This is a genomic window from Rathayibacter sp. VKM Ac-2804, from assembly GCF_009866655.1.
Taxonomy (GTDB): Bacteria; Actinomycetota; Actinomycetes; order Actinomycetales; family Microbacteriaceae; genus Rathayibacter.
Map to the genome: position 1 here is coordinate 2505763 of NZ_CP047420.1, position 18950 is coordinate 2524712.

Below are 18950 nucleotides of genomic sequence, written 5' to 3' on the forward strand. Positions count from 1 at the left end.
GTCAGGCCGGCGCGCGGACCCGACCGATTGGCCCGTCCTTGAGTGAGCCGCTGCGCACACCCGCCCGCTTCCTGGTCGTCGTCGACGCCGACTCGACGCTGCTGCAGGACGAGGTGATCGAGCTCCTCGCCGCCCACGCGGGCTCCGAGGAGCGCGTCGCCGCGATCACCGAGCGCGCGATGCACGGCGAGATCGACTTCGGCGAGAGCCTGCGCGAGCGCGTCGGCACCCTCGCCGGCGTCCTCGACGACGTCTGCGCCGGAGTGAGCGGGCGCGTCCGGGTCACCCCAGGGGTGGAGGAGCTGATCGCCGGCATCCACGCCGCCGGTGGTCGGATCGGCGTCGTCTCGGGCGGCTTCCACGAGGTGCTTGACCCGGTCGCCGGAGCGCTCGGCCTCGACTTCGTCCGCGCGAACCGGCTCGGCAGCCGCGACGGCCGCCTCACCGGCGCCGTCGAGGGTCCCGTGATCGACGCCGCCGCGAAGGCCGCCGCCCTCTGCGAATGGGCCGCCCTGTCCGGGGTCCCGCTCGAGCGGGCGATCGCGGTCGGCGACGGCGCGAACGACCTCGAGATGATGCAGGTCGCGGGTCTCGCCGTCGCCTTCAACGCGAAGCCCGTGGTCCGCGAGCGCGCCGACCTCGTCATCGACGGCCTCGATCTCAGCCAGCTGCTGCCGGTCCTCGGCCTGCGCGGCTGACACTCGGAGGGCGGCGCCTCAGCCGCCCGCCGTCGCGACCAGGACCGCCGCGCCCAGGGCCAGCGCCCAGCTCACCAGCGAGCCGACCAGGAAGTACTCCGCCTTCGAGCCGCCCTCGCCGTCGCGGGAGATCTCCGGGAACCGCACGATGCCCTTCGCCGCGAAGACGGCGCCGGCCAGCCCGATCGCTCCGGCGAGGGTGAGCCCGGCCACGAGGAGGCGCTCGAGCGGCCCGATGGCGCGACCGCCGCGGAGGTCCGGGACTCGCACCTCCTCGGGCGCGGGCCGGGCGAAGCGGGCGCGGAGCGAGAAGCGAGTGCGCGCGGCGACCGGCTGCGGCAGCTCGCGGTAGAGCGCGGCGCGCACGACGACGTTGCCGCTCTCGAGGAGGAAGAGCGCGGCGCCCCCGGCGAGCAGCGCCTGCGCGATCGGCGGGACGGGTCCGGAGCGCCCGAGACCCGCGTACGCGTCGACCAGCGGGCCGGCGGCCGGGCCCGCCGCGCGGTCCACCACGGCGAGCACGAGCACCGCGACGATCAGGCCGACGGCGGGCCGGAGCCCTCCGGGCGGCCGGGTGCCGGCCGCGGTGGTCGTGAGCAGCAGCCACGCGCCGGCCAGCGCGACGACGAGCACGGTGCCGAGCGGTGCGGCACCGAGGCCGAGCACCGCCGAGAGCGCGGCCGCCGCCCAGAGCACGACGATCGCCGCGGCGGCGACGGGTCGGCCGAGGTGCGTCCGCGCGAGGTCGGCCAGACCGACGAGCCCGAGCAGCAGCGCGGTCAGCACGCGTCCGCCAGCAGCCGCGCACCGGTGAGCAGGGCCCCGGCACCCGCGCGGCGCAGCGCCTGCGACACCGCGGACTGCGTGATCGACTCCTGCTCGGCCAGGACCTTCTGCGGCAGACCGCGCGCCGTGCCGAGCACGAGCCGCCGGTCGCGGTCGCTCATCTCGCCGACGAGGGCGTCACGGGCGAGGAGGTAGGCGTTCACCGCGGCCTCCTGCGCGTCGGGCGAGTCCGAGCCGATGAACCAGCCGCGCGCCGTCGGCACCGCACCGTCCTCGAGGGCGTGCGCCCGCTCGATGGCCGCTCGCGCGCGCCACCAGCCGGGCCCGTCCTGCAGATCGCCGGCGACGCCCGAGCCGACCACCCTGATCTCGCCGCGGCCGAGGCCGACCCGGCAGTCCACCCCCGGCGGCAGCACGAGCCGCGCCTGGAGCGTCGCACCGAGCGCTGCCGAGACGGAGGCGTAGACCGCCTGGAACTCGTCGCCCACCGTGGGGTGCAGCGGCTCGACAGCGGGGACCGCCGCGTCGACCTCCGCGAAGCCGCGCTCGATCTCGCGCTGAACGACGGATCGCTCGGCGATCTCGCGCGAGTCGACGAGGTCGAGCACTACCGCGACGACGGAGGAGTCGAACATCGCATAAGCATAGGGCTGATATCCGCCGGATATAAGCTTTGCGCTGATACGGTCAGTGCCCCATCCCGAGGCCGCCGTCGACGGGGATGACCGCGCCGGAGATGTAGTCCGCCTCGTCGCCGGCGAGCCAGCGCGTCACCTTCGCGACCTCGGCGGCCGTGCCGTAGCGGGCCAGGGGGATGCTCTTGCGGTACTCCGCCTGCTGCTCCGCCGGGAGCTCCGCCGTCATATCGGTCTCGATGAAGCCGGGCGCGACGACGTTCGCCGTGATGTTGCGGGCGCCGAGCTCGCGGGTCAGCGACCGGGCGAAGCCGACCAGCGCGGCCTTCGACGAGGAGTAGTTGATCTGGCCGGGGCCGCCGTAGAGGCCGACGACGCTCGAGATCAGGACGATGCGGCCGAACCTCTGCTTGAGCATCGCCTTCGACGCCCGCTTGACGACCCGGAAGGCCCCGGTGAGGTTGGTGTCGATGACGGAGGTGAAGTCCTCCTCGGACATGCGCAGCAGCAGCATGTCGCGGGTGATGCCGGCGTTCGCGACGACGACCTCGACCGGGCCGAGCTCGGCCTCGATCTGCGAGAAGGCGGCGTCGATGGAGGCGGCGTCGGTGACGTCCGCGACGACGGTGAAGGACCCCTCGGGACCCGAGCCGGAGCGGGCGGTGACCGCGACCCGGTGACCCGCCGCCACGAACTCCTCGGCGATGGCGTAGCCGATCCCCCGGTTGCCCCCGGTGACGAGGACGGTGCGCGGCGTGGTCATGGGTGTCCCTCTCCGCCGGTGCACGGGCGGCTCCGGACGACCCCTACATCCTAGAGGCGGGATGCGCAACACATCCGCTGAGAGGGAACGTCCGGGGTCCGCCCGGTGCCCACGACGTAGTCTTATCGGGCTGTGAAATCACGCGAATCGCTCACCTCCCTCCCGCCGTCGCCCAGTGCCGCGCGTCGCTCCCGCGCGATCAAGTACTCCATCGCCATGGGCATCAGGATGGTCTGCGTGATCTGCCTGATCTTCGCCCAGGGCTGGTGGCTGCTCTTCTTCGCGCTCGGCGCGATCGTGCTCCCCTACTTCGCCGTCGTGCTCGCCAACGTCGGCAGCGCCGGTGAGAGCGGCACGGTGGAGCGTCCCGGCGCGATCGTGCTGTCCCGGCCCGTGCCGCCGTACGTCCCGCCGACCGCGCACGACGCGGCTCCCTCCGCCGACGTGCCCGAGGGCGGCGACCCGACCGAGGGACGACGGTGATCCCGCTCGGCGGCGCGCCCGATCGGCACGCCTGCTCGCGCGCCGGATGCTCGCTCACCGCGACCTGGGCGATCGAGTGGCGGAACCCGCGCATCCACGCGGAGGACCGGCGGAAGACCTGGCTGGCGTGCGGGGAGCACCTCGACTACCTGCGCGAGTTCCTCGCCGCGCGGGAGTTCCCGCTCGAGGTGAAGCCGCTGCTCACGGTCGACCGCGGAGCGGCACTGTGAGCGCCACGGCGACGCGGCCGTCCTGGCGCTTCGCCTTCTCGCGCCGCTGGTTCGGCTACCTGGCGCTCACGATCGTCTTCGCCGTGGCCTGCGTGCTGCTCTCGCGCTGGCAGGTCGCCCGCCTCGACGAGGCCGCGAGCACCAACCGGCTCGTCACCGCCAACTGGAACGCGGACCCCGTCGCGCTCGACGGCCTCCTCCCCGCGGAGGCGGGCTGGGACGACGCCCTCGAGTACCGGCCGGTCGAGGTCTCCGGCGTCTACGAGACCGAGGGCCAGACCCTCGTCCGCAACCGGCCCTACAACGGCAACCCCGGCTTCGAGATCCTCACCCCGCTGCGCCTCGCGGACGGCAGCGTCTTCGTGGTCGATCGCGGCTGGGTCCCAGTCGGCTCCGAGCAGGACTCCCCCGACGTCGTCCCGGCCCCGCCGGAGGGCGAGGTCACGGTGACCGCCCGCCTGAAGCCGGGCGAGGGCCGCATCGAGGGCCGCGGCGCCCCCGCCGGTCAGATCGCCACGATCCAGCTCGACGACCTCTCGGACCAGCTCGACGAGCCGCTGCGCACCACCGGCTACGGACTGCTGGTCCAGGAGGACCCCGCGCCGATCGAGGAGCGGCCGCTCGCCGCGATCAAGCCGGTCGCCGACGAGGGCCTGCACATCAGCTACGCGATCCAGTGGGTGCTGTTCGCGATCATGGGCTTCGGCGGTCTCGCCTGGGCGATCCGGCACGAGTACCGGATCCGCAACGCGGACGACCCCGAGGTCATCGCCGCCGAGGAGCGCCGCGAGCAGCGCCGCCTCCGCCGCGGACGCACGGACGCCGAGATCGAGGACGAGCTGCTCGACGCCCGCTGAGCGCCCGGGCGTCTCGAGCTCATGCTGGTCGAGTAGCCCCGAAGGGGCGTATCGAGACCCGCCGCCGGGTCTGCAGACTCGAGCTCTGACGCTGGTGGATCTCGATACGCCCGCTGCGCGGGCTACTCGATCAGCATGACGGCTCCGAGACCTCGACGGCCGAGCCTCAGGCCAGCATGATCAGGTCGAGGTAGTCCGCGGTCCAGTGGTCCTCGGTGCCCTCGGGCATGATCAGCACGCGCTCGGGGTTGAGCGCCTCGACAGCGCCCTCGTCGTGGCTGACCAGGACGACCGCGCCCTCGTAGTGGGCGAGCGCGTCGAGGATCTCCTCGCGGCTGGCCGGGTCGAGGTTGTTGGTGGGCTCGTCGAGAAGCAGCACGTTGGCACCCGAGACGACGATCATCGCCAGCGCGAGCCGGGTCTTCTCGCCGCCGGAGAGGACGCCCGCCGGCTTGTGCGAGTCGTCCCCGGTGAAGAGGAACGAGCCGAGCACGCGGCGGGCCTCGGTCTCGGTGAGGTTGGGGCTCGAGGAGACCATGTTCTCCAGCACCGAGCGCTTGACGTCGATCGTCTCGTGCTCCTGGGCGTAGTAGCCGATGCGCAGGCCGTGTCCGGCCTCGATCACGCCGGTGTCCGGCGCGTCGACCCCGCCCAGGATGCGCAGGAGCGTCGTCTTGCCCGCACCGTTCAGCCCGAGGATGACGACCTTCGAGCCGCGGTCGATGGCGAGGTCGACGGAGGTGAAGATCTCGAGCGAGCCGTAGCTCTTCGAGAGGTTCTGCGCCTGCAGCGGGGTCCGGCCGCAGGCGGACGGGGTCGGGAAGCGGAGCTTCGCGACGCGATCGACGGCGCGCACCTCCTCGAGGCCGCTGAGCATCCGCTCGGCGCGGGCGACCATCTGGTGCGCGGCCGCGGCCTTCGACGCCTTCGCGCCGAAGCGGGCGGCCTGCAGCTGCAGAGCGCCGGCCTTCTTCTCGACGTTGACGCGCTCCTTCTTGCGGCGCTCCTCGTCGGCCGCGCGCTGGCGGAGGTAGTTCTTCCAGTTCATGTTGTAGACGTCGATGACCTGGCGGTTCGCGTCGAGGTAGAAGACGCGGTTGACGGTCTCGCCGACCAGCTCGATGTCGTGGCTGATCACGATGAAGCCGCCGCGGTAGTTCTTCAGGAACTCGCGCAGCCACACGACCGAGTCGGCGTCGAGGTGGTTGGTCGGCTCGTCGAGGATGAGCGTCTGCGCATCGGAGAACAGGATCCGGGCGAGCTCGATGCGGCGGCGCTGGCCACCGGAGAGCGTCTTGAGCGGCTGGTCGAGGATCCGGTCCGGCAGGTTGAGGTTGCTCGCGATCGACGCCGCCTCGGCCTCGGCCGCGTAGCCGCCGAGCGAGAGGAAGCGGTCGGTGAGGTTGCCGTACTTCTTCATCCCGGCCTCGCTGACGGCCGTCTCGCTGCTCGACATCGCGACCGTGGCCTCCTGCATGCCCAGCACCAGCTGGCCGAGGCCGCGGGCGTCGAGGATGCGCGTGCGCGCCAGCTCCTCGGGGTCGCCGGAGCGCGGGTCCTGCGGCAGGTAGCCGATCTCGCCGCCGCGGTCGACCGAGCCCTTCGCCGCGATGAGGTCGCCGGCGAGGACCTTGGTCAGCGTCGTCTTGCCCGCGCCGTTGCGGCCGACGAGGCCGACCTTGTCGCCGTCGCCGACTCTGAAGGACACGTTCTCCATCAGGAGTCGGGCGCCGACTCGGAGTTCGAGGTCGTGCACGCTGAGCACTGTGCTGTCCGTTCCCGCCAAGAAATGGCGTTCGGTTCGGGAGGTGTGGGGCAAGAGGCCGCGGAGCGGCAGCCCCCTAGTATATTTCCTGAGCCGCGGGGCGGATCCACGTCCGCTCACCGCGGACGCGCTCGCTCCTCGCTCTCGGGCGACACGGTCTTTGGAGAACAGACATGTCCAGCTACTCTCTCGCCCCGTCGCGACCGGTCCTGGCGGACCGGCTGCTCACCCGCTCGCTGGTCACCGATCTGGTGCTCGTCCTCGCCGCCGCCGCGTTCACCGCGGCCATGGCGCAGCTGTACATCCCGATGTGGCCGGTCCCGATCACGGGTCAGACCTTCGCGGTCCTGCTCGTCGGCACCACGCTCGGCGCCCTCCGCGGCGCGCTCTCGATGGGCGTCTACGCCCTCGTCGGCGCCCTCGGCGCCCCGATCTTCACCGAGGGCTCGAGCGGCTGGGCCGTCCTGGCCGGTCCGACCGGCGGCTACATCGTCGGCTTCGTCCTCGCCTCGATCGTCACCGGCCGGCTCGCCCAGCGCGAGTGGGACCGCCGCGTCGTCGGCACGCTGGTGACCTTCCTCGCCGGCACCGCCACGATCTACCTCGTCGGACTCCCCTGGCTCGCCACCGCGCTCGGCTCGATGGGGTACCCGGCCGACCTCGGCTCGGTGCTCACCGCCGGTCTCGTGCCCTTCCTCGTCGGCGACACCCTGAAGATCGTGCTCGCCGCCGCGCTGCTGCCCACCACCTGGGCGCTGCTCGGCCGCCGCAAGGGCTGACCCGCCCCGCACGCACGACGAAGGGCCCGGAGGGTGATCCTCCGGGCCCTTCGCCGTTGCTGCTGCCGCTGATCGCGCGGCGAGGCTCTAGATCGAGAAGCCGAGCGCGCGCATCATGTCGCGGCCGTCCTCGGTGATCCGGTCCGGACCCCACGGCGGCATCCAGACCCAGTTGATCCGGAAGGCCTCCACGACGCCGTCCAGCGACTCCGCGGTCTGCTCCTCGAGCACGTCCGTCAGCGGGCAGCCCGCCGAGGTCAGCGTCATGTGGATGACCAGCGCGTCGTTCTCGTCGTCCCAGCCCAGGTCGTAGATCAGGCCGAGGTCGACGACGTTGACGCCGAGCTCGGGGTCCATGACGTCCTTGAGCGCCTCCTCGACCTGGTCGAAGAGCTTCGGGTCGAGCGTGGTGACCGCCATGATCAGACCGTCGCCGGGGCGAGGAAGCGGTCGTAGCCCTCGTCCTCGAGTCGGGTGGCGAGCTCCTTGCCGCCCTGCTCGGCGATGCGGCCGGCGACGAAGACGTGCACGAAGTCCGGCTGGATGTAGCGCAGGATCCGCGTGTAGTGCGTGATCAGCAGGACGCCGAGACCGGTCGAGGCGTGGGCGCGGTTGACGCCCTCCGACACGATCTTGAGAGCATCCACGTCGAGGCCGGAGTCGGTCTCGTCGAGGACGGCGAACTGCGGGGCGAGCAGCTCGAGCTGGAGGATCTCGTTCCGCTTCTTCTCGCCTCCGGAGAAGCCCTCGTTGACGTTGCGCGCCGCGAAGGACGGGTCCATGCGCAGGTCGGCCATCGCCTTCTTGACGTCCTTGGTCCACGTGCGGATCGCCGGAGCCTCGCCCGCGATCGCGGTCTTGGCCGTGCGGAGGAAGTTGGTGTTGGTGACACCGGGGATCTCGACCGGGTACTGCATGGCGAGGAAGAGACCGGCGCGGGCGCGCTCGTCGACCGTCATGTCGAGGACCTCGACGCCGTCGAGGGTGATCGAGCCGCCGTCGACGTGGTACTTCGGGTGCCCCGCGATCGTGTACGCGAGGGTGGACTTGCCGGAGCCGTTGGGGCCCATGACGGCGTGGATCTCACCCTGGTTGATGGTGAGGTCGACACCGCGGAGGATCTGCTTGGTCCCCTGCTCGGTCTCGACACTGACGTGGAGATCGCTGATCTGGAGAACGGACATTCAGACTTCCTTCGTGACGGTCGGGTCGATGTAGACGTCGCCGTCGATGACCTCGACGACGAAGACGGGAACCGGCTCGAAGGCCGGCAGGTTCAGGGGGGCGCCGGAGCGCAGCGAGAACGCCGAGCCGTGGGCCCAGCACTCGAGGGTGTCGTCCTCGACGAAGCCCTCGGCGAGGGAGACTTCGCCGTGGGTGCAGGTGTCGCCGATCGCGTGGATCTCGCCCGCGGTGTCCTGGACGATCGCGATGGCGATGCCGTCGACGACGTAGCGGACGGCCTGGTTGGGGATCAGCTCCGAGGCGGCGCAGATCTTCGCGGCGTCGCTCATGCGGACACCTCCGGCGAGTACGCGCCGGTCTGTCCGGCGCTGCCGGCAAGCTCGGCCTCGATCGCGAGCTGGAGGCGGTCCTCGAGCTCGGTCACGCCGATCTGCTGGACGATCTCGCTGAGGAAGCCGCGGACGACCAGCCGGCGCGCCTCGTCCTCGCGGATGCCGCGCGACTGCAGGTAGAAGAGCTGCTCGTCGTCGAAGCGGCCGGTCGCCGAGGCGTGGCCCGCTCCGGCGATGTCACCGGTCTCGATCTCGAGGTTCGGGATCGAGTCGGCGCGCGTGCCGTCCGAGAGGACCAGGTTGCGGTTCTGCTCGTAGCTGTCGGTGCCGTTCGCGCTCTGGCGGATCAGCACGTCGCCGATCCACACCGTCCGCGCGCCCTGGCCCTGCAGCGCGCCCTTGTAGGTGACGCGGCTGCGGGTGTCGGGGGCGTCGTGGTCGACGTAGACCTGCTGCTCGAGGTGCTGGCCGCCGTCGGCGAAGTACAGGCCGAGGAGCTCGCCGTCGGCGCCGCGCTCGACGAGGTGCGCCGAGGGGTTCACCCGGACGATCGAGCCGCCGAGCGTGACGACGATGTGCTTCACCTTCGCGTCGCGGCCGACGCGGAGGAAGTGGTTCGCGAGGTGGCGGGCGTCGTCGGCCCACTCCTGCAGCGTGACGATCGTCAGCTGCGCGCCCTCGCCGACGAGGACCTCGACGTTCTCGGCGAGCGTCGCTTCGCCCTCGTTCTGCAGCACGACGACACCGCGCGCGTACGGCGCGGCCTCGATGATCGTGTGCGCGGCACGAGGAGCGGAGCCGAGTCCCGTGCGCACGAGGGTCGCGACCTTCTCGTCCTCGCCGGTCACCCGGATCGAGAGCGCCTGCTCGAACTGCGACCAGGCGTTCGCGGCGGCGCGGTCCTCGGGGAGGCCCGCAGTGCCGATCCGAGCGTCGTCGCGCCCGACCCAGGAGACGTCGACGCCGTCGACGGCCGCCGACTCCAGCGGAGTCGGCGAGCCGTCGAGCGGTCCGTCGATGAGGTCACCGAGGCGGGCGACCGGGGTGAGCTTCCAGGCGATCTCGCGCCCCGTGACCGTCTCGAACGCGTCGACGTCGGTGGACGCGAAGCGCTCGGAGCGGGTCTGCACGGGCGTGAACGCCCCGTCGGAGTGCGCGGCGATGCCCAGTCGCGCGGCGGCGTCCGCGCCGTCGATCGCAGGGGACGTCGGGGCGCTCGTGGGGACCGTCATCAGGCGGTGGTTCCTTTCGAAGGGTGCTGGCCGCCCGTCTCGGGCGGCCTGGGGAGGAGAGGGGCGAGCGTCAGCCGACGCTGCCCTCCATCCCCATCTCGATGAGCTTGTTGAGCTCGAGGGCGTACTCCATGGGCAGCTCGCGAGCGATCGGCTCGATGAAGCCGCGGACGATCATGGCCATCGCCTCATCCTCGGGCATGCCGCGCGACATCAGGTAGAAGAGCTGCTCCTCGCTGACCTTCGAGACCGTGGCCTCGTGGCCGAGCTGGACGTCGTCCACGCGGATGTCGATCGCCGGGTAGGTGTCCGACCGCGAGATCGTGTCGACCAGGAGCGCGTCGCAGCGCACCGTGTTCGCGGAGTGGTGCGCGTTCGCGTCCACCCGGACCTCGCCGCGGTAGCCGGCCCGGCCGCCGCCGCGGGCGATCGACTTGGAGACGATCGACGACTGCGTGTACGGCGCCATGTGGATCATCTTCGCGCCGGCGTCCTGGTGCTGGCCGGGGCCCGCGAACGCGACGGAGAGGGTCTCGCCCTTGGCGTGCTCGCCGACCAGGAAGATCGACGGGTACTTCATCGTGACCTTCGAGCCGATGTTGCCGTCGATCCACTCCATCGTCGCGCCCTCGTGCGCGATCGCGCGCTTGGTGACGAGGTTGTAGACGTTGTTCGACCAGTTCTGGATCGTCGTGTAGCGCACGCGGGCGTTCTTCTTCACGATGATCTCGACGACGGCCGAGTGCAGCGAGTCCGACTTGTAGATCGGCGCCGTGCAGCCCTCGATGTAGTGGACGTAGCTGCCCTCGTCGGCGATGATCAGCGTCCGCTCGAACTGGCCCATGTTCTCGGTGTTGATCCGGAAGTAGGCCTGCAGCGGGATGTCGACGCGCACGCCCTTCGGGACGTAGACGAACGAGCCGCCGGACCAGACAGCCGTGTTCAGCGCGGCGAACTTGTTGTCGCCGGCCGGGATGACGGTGCCGAAGTACTCCTCGAAGATCTCGGGGTGCTCGCGCAGCGCCGTGTCCGTGTCCATGAAGATGACGCCCTGCTCCTCCAGGTCCTCGCGGATCTGGTGGTAGACGACCTCGGACTCGTACTGAGCGGCGACGCCGCCGACGAGGCGCTGGCGCTCCGCCTCGGGGATGCCGAGCTTCTCGTACGTGTTCTTGATGTCGTCCGGGAGGTCCTCCCAGGTCTGCGCCTGCTTCTCGGTGGAGCGGACGAAGTACTTGATGTTGTCGAAGTCGATGTCCGACAGGTCGGCGCCCCAGGTGGGCATCGGCTTGCGCTCGAAGAGGGCGAGCGCCTTCATGCGCCGCTCGCGCATCCAGGCCGGCTCGTTCTTGAGCGCGGAGATGTCGGAGACGACCTCGGGCGAGATGCCGCGGCGCGCGGAGGCGCCGGCGGAGTCCGAGTCGGACCAGCCGAACTCGTAGACGCCCAGGCTCGCGAGCTCGGGGCGGTCGATCAGGATGTCTGACATAAGTACCTCGTTTCCTACCCACTGGTAACCGGTCGGGTTCCGGAGTCATTCCCCGAGGGGGATCCGGGGAGCACATCCGGGCCGATCGCGTCATCGAGTCGATGGGCGGAGCGGAGCGGTGCGTCCCGGGAAGTCCTGAGGCTTGCGGTGGCGCTCCATCGGGCCGTCGGTCCGGGCCTCGCCCCCTCGGGCGAACGACGCGTCGCGCCGAACCTGAACCAACTACTCATCCTACGGAAGCCGTGCCCTCAGTGGAACCTCTGCACCTGGGTGTCGGCCGGGCGGCACCGATCCCGTGCCGCCAGACCGGCATGACCACACCCGTGTCGGTGGTCCGTGCTGGAGTGTCTCCATGACCGACGACGACAGGATCCCCGCCCGCCCCCGACTCCTCCTCGCGCTCGCCCGCACCGGGCTCGAGCCCGGTGCCGCAGCCGACTTCGACACCCTTGCCGAGGCGCTCGCCCGGGGTCTCCCCCTGCGGAGGCTCCCGATCGCGCTGCTGCGGCTGCGACGCCACCTCCATCCGGCCGGCGAGCGCGGCCGCCGTGCTCAGAGAGCGGGTGCCAGCTCCTCCGCCGGCTGCCGGCGCTGAGCACGGACCGTGAAGAGCCGCGGATTGACGTCGAGCAGCACCCGCACGGCGCCGACCCAGACGAGGGCCGAGCCGAGGAGGTGCACCGCGACGAGCGCCTCGGGCAGGGCGAGGAGCGACTGGGCGACGCCGACGAGCGCCTGCAGCCCCACCACGACGAGGAAGGCGACCACGCGGCGCCGGGCCAGCTCGGAGCCGGGCACCCGCGCCAGCAGCGCCAGGAGGGCGACGGCGAGCACGAGCGTCGCGGTGCCGAGCACCCCGTGCACGACCGTCACGCTCTCCCAGTGGAACCGCATCCGCGGGACCTCGGCGGAATCGCCCGCATGCGGGCCGGTGCCGGTCACGAGGGTGCCGACGGCGATCACGAGCAGCGTCACCGCGATGAGGGCGATGCTCACCCCGCGGGTGAGGGCGTCCGGTTCGAACGCGACGGACTGCGAGCGGTGCGCGCGGTGCCAGGTCAGCGCGGTCGTCGTCAGCAGGGCGATCGCGAGCATGAAGTGCCCGGCGACGATGTACGGGTTCAGCCCCGAGTGCACGGTCGCACCGCCGGCGAGCGCGTTGGCGACGACGAGCCAGAACTGCGACCAGGCGAGCCGGGTCATCGTGCGGTCGCGCGGCTTCTGCAACCGGGCCGCGGTGATGGCCCAGCCGACGGCGACGACCAGCACGCCCGTGAAGGCGCGGTTGGTGAACTCGATGAAGCCGTGGATCCCGAGCTCGGGCGTGGAGGTGAGCGAGCCACCGTCGCAGGCCGGCCAGGTCGGGCAGCCGAGGCCCGAGCCGGTGAGGCGCACGACTCCGCCGAAGAAGATGATCAGGATGCTCGCGATCAGGGCGGCGGTCGTCCCCCAGCGCAGGGCGCGGGGGCTCAGCGTGACGCGCTCGGCGAGGAACGAGAACGGCGTGATCATCAGAACGGCAGCAGCGGATCGATGCCGACGGCGAGGAAGAGCAGCGTGAGGTATCCGATCGAGCCGTGGAAGACGCGCATCGGCGAGACGTGCTCGTGACGGATCGCGAGGCTGTAGAGGCGGTGCGTCTCGGCGATGAACCAGACGCCGCTGGCCAGGGCGACGACGGTGTAGACGACTCCCATGTCCGCCACCGGGATGAGCAGCAGCGAGCAGGCGACGGTGGCCCACGCGTAGAGGATGACCTGGAGGCCGACGATGGTGCGCCCGCGCACGACGGCGAGCATCGGCACGCCCGCGGCGCGGTAGTCCTCGCGGTACTTCATCGACAGCGGCCAGTAGTGCGGCGGCGTCCAGAGGAAGATCACCGAGAAGAGGATGATCGGCGCCCAGTCGAGCGAGTTCGTGACGGCGGCCCAGCCGATCAGCACGGGCATGCAGCCGGCGATCCCGCCCCAGACGATGTTCTGCGGGGTGCGGCGCTTGAGGAACAGCGTGTAGAAGAGCACGTAGATGAGGATCGCGGCGAGCGAGAGCGACGCGGCGAGCCAGTTGGCCGTGAGGCCGAGCCAGACGATCGACAGCACGCCGATGGTGGTCGCGAAGACCAGCGCCTCGCGGTCGGAGACCTCGCCGGTGACCAGCGGGCGGTTCCGGGTCCGCTTCATCACGCGGTCGATGTCGCGGTCGATGTAGCAGTTGAACGCGCCGGCCGACCCGGCGCTGAGCGCCCCGCCGATGAGCACGTTCAGCACCAGCAGCAGGTTCGGGATCCCGCCCTGCGCCAGGATCATCGTGGGCGCCGTGACCACGAGCAGCAGCTCGATCACGCGCGGCTTCGTCAGCGCGACGTACGCCCTCACCTTGCGCGACAGGGGCGACCGGACGGGCCCTCCCCGCTCGATCGCGGTGGTCTCTGCGACTACGTCCATTGCTCCTCTAACGATCGATGATCCCGAACGAGTGTAATGCGCGGCGGATGGGGGCGAGCCCGGAGTGCACGCTTGTCCAATCGGGAGCCGACATATGCGAGGCGCAACCCCCGATCCCCGGCGCACCCCCCTCCGTATACTCGGAACTGCTCGCCAGAGCGCCCGGCCCGCACCCGAGTTCCGCCCGACTGATCAGTCGCGCGAGGCCGAACGGGGCGTCGTCGGAAGCATCGTGTCGAAGTCGTCATGCGCGCTCCACCATGCGAGAGGGCGGACGGTCCCCGTCTGCCCCACGTCTCGAGAAGGGTCAGTACCTAGTGTCAGAACTGCAATGGGATTCCATTGACGAGAAGGCAGTCGACACGGCGAGGGTTCTCGCCGCGGACGCGGTCGAGAAGGTCGGCAACGGCCACCCCGGCACCGCCATGAGCCTCGCGCCGGCCGCCTACCTCCTGTTCCAGAAGGTCATGCGCCGCGATCCGTCCGACGCCACCTGGATCGGCCGCGACCGCTTCATCCTGTCGGTCGGCCACTCCTCGCTGACGCAGTACGTCCAGTTCTACCTGGGCGGCTACGGCCTCGAGCTCGACGACCTCAAGGCGCTGCGCACCTGGGGCTCGAAGACCCCCGGCCACCCCGAGTACGGCCACACCGACGGCGTCGAGATCACCACCGGCCCGCTCGGCCAGGGTCTCGCCTCGGCCGTCGGCTTCGCCTACGCCGCGCGCTTCGAGCGCGACCTGTTCGACCCCGAGGCCGCCGTCGGCACCTCGCCGTTCGACCACTTCGTCTACGTCATCGCCGGCGACGGCGACCTGCAGGAGGGCGTCACCAGCGAGGCCTCCTCGCTCGCCGGCCACCAGCAGCTCGGCAACCTCGTCGTCATCTACGACTCCAACCAGATCTCGATCGAGGACGACACCAACATCGCCTTCACCGAGGACGTCAAGGCGCGCTACGAGGCCTACGACTGGCAGGTCCAGGTCGTCGACTGGAAGAAGACCGGCGAGTACCACGAGGACGTCGCCGAGCTGCACGCCGCAATCGAGGCCGCCAAGGGCGAGACGGACAAGCCGTCGCTCATCATCCTGCGCACGATCATCGGCTGGCCCTCGCCGAAGAAGCAGAACACCGGCAAGATCCACGGCTCCGCCCTCGGCGCCGACGAGCTGCGCGGCCTCAAGGAGGTGCTCGGCTTCGACCCCGAGAAGACCTTCGACGTCGCCGACGAGGTCATCGAGCACACCCGCAAGGCCGTCGAGCGCGGCCAGGCGCAGCACGCCGAGTGGAACGAGAAGCTCGAGGCGTGGGCGGTCGCGAACCCCGAGAAGAAGGTCCTCCTCGACCGCGTCCTGAGCGGCGACCTCCCCGAGGGCGTCCAGGAGGCCCTCCCCGTCTTCGAGCCCGGCAAGGAGGTGTCGACCCGAGCCGCGTCCGGCAAGGTCATCAACGCCCTCGCCGGAGTCGTGCCCGAGCTCTGGGGCGGCTCCGCCGACCTCGCCGAGTCGAACAACACGACCATCGAGGGCGCCGGCTCGTTCGTGCCGACCGAGTTCTCGACCCACGAGTGGACCGGGAAGAAGGGCGGCCGCGTGCTGCACTTCGGCATCCGCGAGCACGCCATGGGCGCGATCCTCAACGGCATCGTCCTCCACGGCAACACCCGCCCCTTCGGCGGCACCTTCCTGATCTTCTCTGACTACATGCGCCCGGCCGTCCGTCTCGCCGCGCTCATGAAGGCGCCGGCCATCTACGTCTGGACCCACGACTCCGTGGCGCTCGGCGAGGACGGCCCGACGCACCAGCCGGTCGAGCAGCTGGCCGCCCTCCGCGCGATCCCGGGACTGGACATCGTCCGCCCCGGCGACGCGAACGAGGTCGCCTACGCCTGGAAGACGATCCTCGAGCGCCGCGAGGGCCCCGCCGGTCTCGCGCTGACCCGCCAGAACATCCCCGTCTTCGAGCGCGGAGAGGGCGACGCCTCCGGCGAGACCTTCGCCCACGCGTCGAACGTCGCCCGCGGTGCGTACATCCTCGCCGAGGCGCCGAACGGCACCCCCGACGTGATCCTCATCGCCACCGGCTCCGAGGTGCAGATCGCCGTCGAGGCGCGCGAGCTGCTCAAGGGCGAGGGCGTCAACGCCCGCGTCGTCTCGGCCCCGTCGCTCGAGTGGTTCGAGGAGCAGGACGCCGAGTACCGCGAGAAGGTGCTGCCGTCCGCCGTGAAGGCGCGCGTCTCGATCGAGGCGGGCCTCAGCCTCGGCTGGCAGAAGTACGTCGGCGACGCCGGCCGCTCGGTCTCCATCGAGCACTTCGGCGCCTCCGCCGACTACAAGACCCTGTTCCGCGAGTTCGGGATCACCACCGAGGCGGCCATCACCGCCGCCAAGGAGTCGCTCGCGGCGTCCTGACCACGAAGGCCGCGTCCACCAGGGCGCGGCCTTCGCCGTCGGGCCCACGACTCCCCACCGACCCGCACCACCTACGAACGAGAAGAAGAGACATGACCGAGAACACCCCCACCGCAGACCTCTCCGCCGCCGGCGTCAGCATCTGGCTCGACGACCTGTCGCGCTCGCGCATCTCGAGCGGCGGGCTGCAGAAGCTCATCGACGAGAAGAACGTCGTCGGAGTCACCACCAACCCCACGATCTTCGCCGCGGCCCTCGCCAAGGGCGAGTCCTACGACGAGCAGGTCGAGGAGCTCGCCGCCGCCGACACCTCGGTGACCGACGCGGTCTTCGCGATCACCACCGACGACGTAGCCGCCGCCTCCGACGTCTTCCGCCCGATCTACGACGCGACCAACGGCTACGACGGCCGCGTCTCGATCGAGGTCGAGCCGGGCCTCGCGCACGACGCGCAGGGCACCATCGAGCAGGCCAAGGCCCTCTGGGCCAAGGTCGACCGCCCGAACGCGATGATCAAGATCCCCGCGACCGTCGAGGGCCTCGAGGCCATCACCGAGGCCATCGGCTCCGGCATCTCGGTCAACGTCACGCTGATCTTCTCGCTCGCCCGCTACCGCGCCGTCATCAACGCGTACCTCGCCGGCCTCGAGAAGGCCAAGGACGCCGGCATCGACCTGTCGACGATCCACTCCGTCGCCTCGTTCTTCGTGTCGCGCGTCGACACCGAGATCGACAAGCGCCTCGAGGCCGTCGGCACCGACGAGGCCCTCGCCCTCAAGAGCAAGGCCGGAGTCGCCAACGCGCAGCTCGCCTACGAGGTCTTCGTCGAGGCGTTCGCCACCGAGCGCGCGCTGCTCCTGCAGGAGTCCGGCGCCAACCGCCAGCGTCCGCTCTGGGCCTCGACCGGCGTCAAGTCGACCGACCTCCCCGACACCCTCTACGTGACCGAGCTGGTCGCCGCGGGCGTCGTCAACACCATGCCCGAGAAGACCCTCGAGGCGACCTTCGACCACGGCGTCATCTCCGGGGACACCGTGACCGGCTCCTACGCCGACGCGAACGCCGTGCTCGACGCCGTCGCCGCGCAGGGCGTCTCCTACGCCGAGGTCACCGAGCTGCTCGAGAAGGAGGGCGTCGAGAAGTTCGTCGTCTCCTGGAACGAGCTGCTGGACACCGTCACCGCCGCGCTCGAGGGCGCGAAGGCGAAGGCCTGATCATGGCGATCCAGATCCACCTCAGCGGCGACGCCGAGAAGGCCGCCGACCGCGTCGTGCCGGAGCTCGTCGCCGACGAGGTCGCCTCGGGCATCACCGCCCAGGTCCCCACCCTCTGGGGTGCGGCGGCCGAGGACGAGTCCGCGAAGCGCCTCGGCTGGACCGAGTCGACCACCGTCTCCCGCCCGCTGATCCCCGAGATCCTGGCGCTCCGCGAGGAGTTCCAGGCCAAGGGCATCGACCACATCGTGCTCGGCGGCATGGGCGGCTCCTCGCTCGCGCCCGAGGTCATCACCCGGACCGCCGGCGTCGAGCTCACCGTGCTCGACTCCACCGCCCCCGGGCAGGTCCTCGCGGCCCTGAACGACCGCCTCGCATCGACCGCTGTCGTCATCTCGTCCAAGTCAGGCTCGACGGTCGAGACCGCCAGCCAGAAGAAGGCCTACGAGAAGGCGTTCACCGAGGCGGGCATCGACCCGCTCGACCGCATCGTGATCGTGACCGACCCCGGCTCCCCGCTGGACACCTCGTCCCGCGAGGCGGGCTACCGGGTCTTCAACGCCGACCCGAACATCGGCGGTCGCTTCTCGGCGCTGTCCGCGTTCGGCCTCGTGCCGTCCGGCCTCGCCGGAGCCGACATCGAGGCCCTCCTCGACGAGGCGGCGGAGGCGTCCCTCGGCCTGGCCGTGGACACCCCGGAGAACCCGGGTCTGCTCCTCGGCGCCGCGATCGCCGCCACCAGCCCCCGTCGCGACAAGCTCGCGATCGTGGCGGACGGCACCCACATCGTGGGCTTCGCCGACTGGGCCGAGCAGCTCATCGCCGAGTCCACCGGCAAGGACGGCACGGGCATCCTCCCCGTCGTCCTGGGCACCCTCGCCCCCGAGCTGTCGGAGGACCTCGCCGACGTGCAGGTCGTCCGCCTGGTCGAGGACGCGAGCGCGCTGCACCTGTTCCCGCGCGACCGGCACGAGGGCGAGATCCTCCTGTCCGGCTCGCTCGGCGCGCAGATGCTGACCTGGGAGTACGCGGTCGCGGTCGCCGGGCGACTGCTCGGGATCAACCCGTTCGACCAGCCCGACGTCGAGTCGGCGAAGGTCGCGACCCGGGCCCTGCTCGAGAAGCGGCCCGAGCCCGCCGCCCCGGCGTTCACCGACGCGGGCATCGAGGTGACCGGCACGTCCGAGGTCACCGAGGGCGTCTCGACCGTCGCCGCCGCCGTCGACCGCCTCCTCGCCCAGCTGGGCGAGGGCGGCTATGTGTCGATCCAGGCCTACGTCGACCGCCTCGCCCTCCCGCAGCTGGAGGGCGTCCGCGACCTCCTCGCCGCGCAGTCGAAGCGCCCCGTCACGTTCGGCTGGGGCCCGCGCTTCCTGCACTCGACGGGTCAGTACCACAAGGGCGGAGCGCCGACCGGCGTCTTCCTCCAGATCGCCGAGCGCGCGAGCACGGACCTCGAGATCCCCGAGAGCCCGTTCACCTTCGGCCAGCTGATCCAGGCGCAGGCCGCGGGCGACGCGAGCGTGCTCGCCGAGCACGGCCGCCCCGTCCTGACGCTGACGCTGACGGACCCGGAGGCCGACCTCGAGGCGCTCTTCGAGGCGCTCAACACCTGATCCGCCGGGCGCGGCGCTCCGTCCTCCTCGC

19 protein-coding genes are annotated in these 18950 nt (G+C 71.1%); 8 read left to right on the forward strand and 11 right to left on the reverse strand.

The genetic code is table 11. The annotated features are described in order from the left end of the window. Positions 1-38: 38 nt before the first annotated feature. Complete coding sequence (gene serB / locus GTU73_RS11795) at positions 39-698, forward strand: phosphoserine phosphatase SerB (RefSeq protein ID WP_160089703.1); 660 nt, start codon at positions 39-41, stop codon at positions 696-698. Between the two features lie 18 nt (positions 699-716). Here serB and GTU73_RS11800 read toward each other — a convergent pair whose 3' ends face one another. The 3 genes from GTU73_RS11800 to fabG are packed head-to-tail and all read right to left on the reverse strand — an operon-like array spanning position 717 to position 2882. Continuing rightward, positions 717-1484: a hypothetical protein gene (locus tag GTU73_RS11800; protein ID WP_160089705.1), complete on the reverse strand. Its 768-nt coding sequence runs from the start codon at positions 1482-1484 to the stop codon at positions 717-719. Continuing rightward, the gene (locus tag GTU73_RS11805; protein WP_160089707.1) at positions 1478-2119 is read right to left on the reverse strand and encodes a SatD family protein; all 642 of its coding nucleotides are present in this window, start codon (positions 2117-2119) and stop codon (positions 1478-1480) included. The genes GTU73_RS11800 and GTU73_RS11805 overlap by 7 nt, the downstream gene beginning before the upstream one ends. Positions 2120-2171: 52 nt before the next feature. Further along, positions 2172-2882, reverse strand: a complete 711-nt coding sequence (gene fabG, locus GTU73_RS11810) for a 3-oxoacyl-ACP reductase FabG (protein ID WP_160089709.1) — start codon at positions 2880-2882, stop codon at positions 2172-2174. Between the two features lie 132 nt (positions 2883-3014). Between fabG and GTU73_RS11815 the strand changes: the two genes are divergently transcribed. Genes GTU73_RS11815 through GTU73_RS11825 form a run of 3 tightly spaced genes read left to right on the forward strand, consistent with a single transcriptional unit; the run spans position 3015 to position 4452 of the window. Then, the gene (locus GTU73_RS11815) at positions 3015-3365 is read left to right on the forward strand and encodes a DUF3099 domain-containing protein (RefSeq protein ID WP_160089711.1); all 351 of its coding nucleotides are present in this window, start codon (positions 3015-3017) and stop codon (positions 3363-3365) included. Next, positions 3362-3595, forward strand: coding sequence for a hypothetical protein (locus GTU73_RS11820; protein WP_217274949.1), 234 nt, complete (start codon positions 3362-3364; stop codon positions 3593-3595). The genes GTU73_RS11815 and GTU73_RS11820 overlap by 4 nt, the downstream gene beginning before the upstream one ends. Next, positions 3592-4452 carry an SURF1 family protein gene (locus GTU73_RS11825; protein ID WP_160089713.1) on the forward strand — a complete coding sequence of 287 codons (861 nt, stop codon included), beginning with the start codon at positions 3592-3594 and terminating at the stop codon, positions 4450-4452. The genes GTU73_RS11820 and GTU73_RS11825 overlap by 4 nt, the downstream gene beginning before the upstream one ends. Before the next feature lie 166 nt (positions 4453-4618). Here the strand turns inward: GTU73_RS11825 and GTU73_RS11830 are convergent, their stop codons facing one another. Next, positions 4619-6217 carry an ABC-F family ATP-binding cassette domain-containing protein gene (locus GTU73_RS11830; RefSeq protein ID WP_123704293.1) on the reverse strand — a complete coding sequence of 533 codons (1599 nt, stop codon included), beginning with the start codon at positions 6215-6217 and terminating at the stop codon, positions 4619-4621. 173 nt (positions 6218-6390) lie between these two features. Here GTU73_RS11830 and GTU73_RS11835 point away from each other — a divergent pair, with 173 nt between their 5' ends. Next, on the forward strand, positions 6391-6996 hold the full coding sequence (locus GTU73_RS11835; RefSeq protein ID WP_160089715.1) for a biotin transporter BioY: 606 nt from the start codon (positions 6391-6393) through the stop codon (positions 6994-6996). 87 nt (positions 6997-7083) lie between these two features. On the opposite strand, the gene GTU73_RS11840 is transcribed toward GTU73_RS11835, so the two are convergent. The 7 genes from GTU73_RS11840 to GTU73_RS11870 form a co-directional block, all read right to left on the reverse strand. Continuing rightward, positions 7084-7416 (reverse strand): metal-sulfur cluster assembly factor, encoded by a 333-nt coding sequence (locus GTU73_RS11840; protein WP_123446284.1) that lies wholly within the window; start codon positions 7414-7416, stop codon positions 7084-7086. Positions 7417-7418: 2 nt separating this feature from the next. Beyond that, positions 7419-8180 carry a Fe-S cluster assembly ATPase SufC gene (sufC, locus tag GTU73_RS11845; RefSeq protein ID WP_160089717.1) on the reverse strand — a complete coding sequence of 254 codons (762 nt, stop codon included), beginning with the start codon at positions 8178-8180 and terminating at the stop codon, positions 7419-7421. Beyond that, positions 8181-8510, reverse strand: coding sequence for a non-heme iron oxygenase ferredoxin subunit (locus GTU73_RS11850; protein ID WP_160089743.1), 330 nt, complete (start codon positions 8508-8510; stop codon positions 8181-8183). Then, complete coding sequence (gene sufD, locus GTU73_RS11855; protein ID WP_160089745.1) at positions 8507-9745, reverse strand: Fe-S cluster assembly protein SufD; 1239 nt, start codon at positions 9743-9745, stop codon at positions 8507-8509. Before sufD ends, GTU73_RS11850 begins: the two co-directional genes overlap by 4 nt. Before the next feature lie 70 nt (positions 9746-9815). After that, positions 9816-11234, reverse strand: a complete 1419-nt coding sequence (gene sufB / locus GTU73_RS11860) for a Fe-S cluster assembly protein SufB (RefSeq protein WP_123446280.1) — start codon at positions 11232-11234, stop codon at positions 9816-9818. Between the two features lie 552 nt (positions 11235-11786). Next, positions 11787-12746 carry a COX15/CtaA family protein gene (locus GTU73_RS11865; RefSeq protein WP_160089747.1) on the reverse strand — a complete coding sequence of 320 codons (960 nt, stop codon included), beginning with the start codon at positions 12744-12746 and terminating at the stop codon, positions 11787-11789. Further along, positions 12746-13678 (reverse strand): heme o synthase, encoded by a 933-nt coding sequence (locus GTU73_RS11870; protein ID WP_160089749.1) that lies wholly within the window; start codon positions 13676-13678, stop codon positions 12746-12748. The genes GTU73_RS11865 and GTU73_RS11870 overlap by 1 nt, the downstream gene beginning before the upstream one ends. 317 nt (positions 13679-13995) lie before the next feature. On the opposite strand from GTU73_RS11870, the gene tkt reads away from it, so the two are divergent. The 3 genes from tkt (at position 13996) to GTU73_RS11885 (ending at position 18919) form a co-directional block, all read left to right on the forward strand. Next, positions 13996-16089 carry a transketolase gene (gene tkt, locus GTU73_RS11875; RefSeq protein ID WP_160089751.1) on the forward strand — a complete coding sequence of 698 codons (2094 nt, stop codon included), beginning with the start codon at positions 13996-13998 and terminating at the stop codon, positions 16087-16089. A gap of 92 nt (positions 16090-16181) precedes the next feature. After that, positions 16182-17303 carry a transaldolase gene (gene tal, locus GTU73_RS11880; RefSeq protein WP_160089753.1) on the forward strand — a complete coding sequence of 374 codons (1122 nt, stop codon included), beginning with the start codon at positions 16182-16184 and terminating at the stop codon, positions 17301-17303. 2 nt (positions 17304-17305) lie between these two features. After that, positions 17306-18919 carry a glucose-6-phosphate isomerase gene (locus GTU73_RS11885; RefSeq protein ID WP_160089755.1) on the forward strand — a complete coding sequence of 538 codons (1614 nt, stop codon included), beginning with the start codon at positions 17306-17308 and terminating at the stop codon, positions 18917-18919. The last annotated feature ends 31 nt before the right edge of the window (positions 18920-18950 follow it).

Excerpts from the sequence above, each read along its gene's own strand:
- GTU73_RS11805 (WP_160089707.1), bottom strand. The coding sequence starts at position 2,119 with ATGTTCGACTCCTCCGTCGTCGCGGTAGTGCTCGACCTCGTCGACTCG.
- fabG (WP_160089709.1), bottom strand. The coding sequence starts at position 2,882 with ATGACCACGCCGCGCACCGTCCTCGTCACCGGGGGCAACCGGGGGATC.
- GTU73_RS11835 (WP_160089715.1), top strand. The coding sequence starts at position 6,391 with ATGTCCAGCTACTCTCTCGCCCCGTCGCGACCGGTCCTGGCGGACCGG.
- GTU73_RS11840 (WP_123446284.1), bottom strand. The coding sequence starts at position 7,416 with ATGGCGGTCACCACGCTCGACCCGAAGCTCTTCGACCAGGTCGAGGAG.
- sufC (WP_160089717.1), bottom strand. The coding sequence starts at position 8,180 with ATGTCCGTTCTCCAGATCAGCGATCTCCACGTCAGTGTCGAGACCGAG.
- GTU73_RS11850 (WP_160089743.1), bottom strand. The coding sequence starts at position 8,510 with ATGAGCGACGCCGCGAAGATCTGCGCCGCCTCGGAGCTGATCCCCAAC.
- sufD (WP_160089745.1), bottom strand. The coding sequence starts at position 9,745 with ATGACGGTCCCCACGAGCGCCCCGACGTCCCCTGCGATCGACGGCGCG.
- sufB (WP_123446280.1), bottom strand. The coding sequence starts at position 11,234 with ATGTCAGACATCCTGATCGACCGCCCCGAGCTCGCGAGCCTGGGCGTC.
- GTU73_RS11865 (WP_160089747.1), bottom strand. The coding sequence starts at position 12,746 with ATGATCACGCCGTTCTCGTTCCTCGCCGAGCGCGTCACGCTGAGCCCC.
- GTU73_RS11870 (WP_160089749.1), bottom strand. The coding sequence starts at position 13,678 with ATGGACGTAGTCGCAGAGACCACCGCGATCGAGCGGGGAGGGCCCGTC.
- tal (WP_160089753.1), top strand. The coding sequence starts at position 16,182 with ATGACCGAGAACACCCCCACCGCAGACCTCTCCGCCGCCGGCGTCAGC.
- GTU73_RS11885 (WP_160089755.1), top strand. The coding sequence starts at position 17,306 with ATGGCGATCCAGATCCACCTCAGCGGCGACGCCGAGAAGGCCGCCGAC.